Below are 3,258 nucleotides of genomic sequence, written 5' to 3'. Positions count from 1 at the left end.
TAATATAAAAGAAAAACTTCCACTTAAGAAGAAATGGAAGTTTTTCAGTGCCCTTGGATAAACACGGTTGCATAAACTGTTTTTGAGATTGGCATTACAATCTTGAAGAAGGTTCCTGCCGGGCTGCTTCCGTCAATTGCCGCCGCTTCGATCAGATCATCCGGTACATCACAGAAAAACTGACGGAACATATAGATTGAGAAACATTTTGCCACAAAAGGAATAACCAGAGCCGCCATAGTGTTGACCCATCCAAGCTGAGACATTTCTATGTAAAGAGGCAGCATGATCGCTTCCATAGGAAGTACCATCAGCGCGATCACAAGATTCAGGATCGCACCTTTTCCTTTAAATTCAAATTTTGCCAGAGCATATCCGCACATGGAGTTTACCAGCAGATCCAGGACCAGGATCAATCCGATATAAAGCAGTGTATTTTTAAATACCAGAGGCATATTTAATCTGGAAAATACTTCTGCGTAATTGGCAAGAGACGCCTGTGTAGGCAAAAATGTCATTAATGAATCCATATTTGCAAAAATCTTTGCCTCCGGTTTCAGTGAAGCGGAGACCATCCAGATCAGAGGAGAGACAAAGATAATGCCGATCACGATATTTCCAAAGTAAAACATAAATTTTCCGAATTTAGCAGAAAATTTCATAGATTTCGTCATAATCCTTTTCCCCTTTCTTAATCTGTAGCAGCTGTAACTTTCTTCATAGCCATGGACATTGTTACAACGATTACAAAGAATACTGCTGCAATGGAGCAGGCATATCCGAAGTTACCCTTCTGGAAGCCCTGTGTATAAATATAGTAGACCAGTGTTTTTGTAGAATTTTTCGGTCCGCCCTGGGTCATGATGTATGGCTGGGTGAACAGCTTCATTGCCTGGATCATGGTAATCATGACAACGTACTTGATTGTTCCTTTCAGTCCGGGAATGGTAATATACAAAAACTGTTTGAATTTATTGGCGCCGTCAACAGAAGCAGCCTCGTACTGATCTTTCGGAATTCCCTGCAGACCTGCCAGGAAGATCATCATCTGATATCCTGCGCCCTGCCATGCGGACATGAAAATAATGGAATTCATTGCCGTATCTGCATCGCTGAGGAACTTGATCGGATCCATACCAAGTGAAGTAAGGATCGAGTTGATAAGACCTGTATTCGGATTTGCATTGTAAAGTACGGTCCACAAAACAGAAATAACAACCATGGAAGTAAGCTGTGGACTGAAATACATAGTTCTGAATATGGAGACACCGCGGAATTTCTTGGAAACAAGAAGTGCAAGTCCCAGAGCCAGTGCGCACTGGAACGGAACAACGAGTACAGTAAAGTAAACGGTATTTTTCAGTGCGACCCAGAAGTTCTTATCACTGAACAGTTTCTGATAGTTTTCCAGACCAATAAATTTCATTGCATCCGGTCTCATGATCTGATATTTGAACCCGGAAAAATACACAGTGTAGATCATAGGAACCACCAGAAATGCGATCAGAAGAATCACTGCCGGGGCAACAAACGCATATGCCGTGATCCGTTCATCACGCTTCCGGCCTGAAAGTTTCTTTGTATTTGCCATTTTCCTTCCTCCTTTTCCCTGTAATAAAAAACTGACGGAGAAACCTTGCTCCCGGTGGATCTTCGATGTATTTTCGAAAGGATGCCGCCGGGAGCAGATGTGAATGATTCTCAGATAGTAATCTCTCAGCTTTTATTCTGCGTAGTAAGTTTCATAATCCTCTGTAAAGGTTTCTGCTACTGTGTCAAGCTCAGACTGGATATAATCCTCATCTACTTCCTCGTTGCTGGATGCATCAGAGAAGATATTTGTCATAGCTTCTGCATATGCAGAAGAGAAAGTTGCATAGGAAGGTGTTCTCGGACGAGGAACTGCTGTGTTCTCAAGCTGCTCTTTGAAAAGGGCACGCGGTCCTTCTTTATAATCTGCCATTGCTTCTGTATCATAAGCAGAAACTCGTGTAGCCGGTTTTGCAATAGCTGCTGCGTAGCTTGCTACATTGTCTGTGTTCATCAGCCAGGAAAGGAACTGGCCTGCTGCATCTACGTTCTCACAGTCCTTGCTCACTGCTGCTGACCAGTCTCCGCATGGAGACACTGCTTCTTTTGTATCGTCGTTTACCGGATAATATGTTACTCCCCAGTCAAACTCAGCGCTTTCTTCCAGAAGAGATACATCCCAGGAACCGCCGATCATTGTTGCACATGCGCCGTTGAGGAACTCGTCCTGGATCGGCTCGATATTTGCATATCCTTTGGCGATCATATCTGCCAGAAAAGAGGTTGTCTTTACTGCTTCTTCGCTGTTTACATATCCGTCAGCCTCTTTTCCGTCTTCGCTGATGTAGTCCTTGCCTGCGGAAAGATACATTGGTTCAAGCGCATAAGGAAGTCCCTCGCCGTGGTCCATGATGATATGTGCTCCAACATACTCATCTGTTGTACATTTCTCTGCGATCTCAGCAAACTCAGACCAGGTGATCGGATTTTCCACAGTTCTGGAATCCAGATCTTCTACGTCCACGCCGCATTCTTTCAGATAATCTTTATTGTAATAGAAAGCTACAGAAGATTCTGTTGCGCCGATGGCATACAGCTTTCCATCATATGTGTTCTGAGTGATGGCAGAATCAACGAAATCTGCTTTATCTTCCTCTGTAAAATAATCGTCAAGAGGAACTGTGATTCCATTTGCCGCATAATAAGATACCTGCGGTCCGTCTACAAAAAAGATATCCGGAAGGTCATTGGATGTCTGTGCTGTTGCAATCTTATTGTCATAAGCATAAGAATCGGAACGGTCGATTGCTTCACGTTTTACCTGGATATCCGGATTTGCCTCATTCCATTCTGCAATCTTCTCCTCCCACCAGGTTTCGATTGCCTGCTTATCTGCCGGGCTCCAGATTGTCAGTTCTGTTTTTTCGTCCGCCATTACCGGTACTGTAGTAATGCCTGTGGAAAGAACCATTGCTGCTGCCATTGCCATGCTAATTGCTTTCTTCATTATCTCTTCCTCCTTAATATTCAGATGCGTATCTTTTCGTTTTTCCTGCGCGCTATAGAATAACGTGGAAGCCGTTCCATATTTTTCATTTTTTAATTCCTCCGAAAATCATATCCTGAGGAATGTGTGTGGAAGCCGTTCCATATTGTGATTATATCATAATCTTTTATAAATCTTTTGTCAATAGAAATACCTCAAAAACCAGCTTTATATATCATTTC

At 42.9% G+C, this 3,258-nt stretch carries 2 protein-coding genes and 1 pseudogene; all 3 read right to left on the bottom strand.

Translation table 11 applies throughout. The annotated features are described in order from the left end of the window. Positions 1–56: 56 nt before the first annotated feature. A pseudogene (locus tag RDS42_RS13550) lies at positions 57–674 on the bottom strand (carbohydrate ABC transporter permease); the annotation flags it as partial. Between the two features lie 17 nt (positions 675–691). After that, the gene (locus RDS42_RS13545; RefSeq protein ID WP_308784119.1) at positions 692–1,591 is read right to left on the bottom strand and encodes a sugar ABC transporter permease; all 900 of its coding nucleotides are present in this window, start codon (positions 1,589–1,591) and stop codon (positions 692–694) included. 132 nt (positions 1,592–1,723) lie between these two features. Next, on the bottom strand, positions 1,724–3,037 hold the full coding sequence (locus RDS42_RS13540) for a sugar ABC transporter substrate-binding protein (RefSeq protein ID WP_308784118.1): 1,314 nt from the start codon (positions 3,035–3,037) through the stop codon (positions 1,724–1,726). Between the last annotated feature and the right edge of the window lie 221 nt (positions 3,038–3,258).

The sequence above is a fragment of the uncultured Blautia sp. genome (assembly GCF_902497045.1).
GTDB lineage: Bacteria > Bacillota > Clostridia > Lachnospirales > Lachnospiraceae > Blautia_A.
Note: the sequence above shows the minus strand (reverse complement) of the source record. Positions and strands in the feature narration are given on the sequence as shown.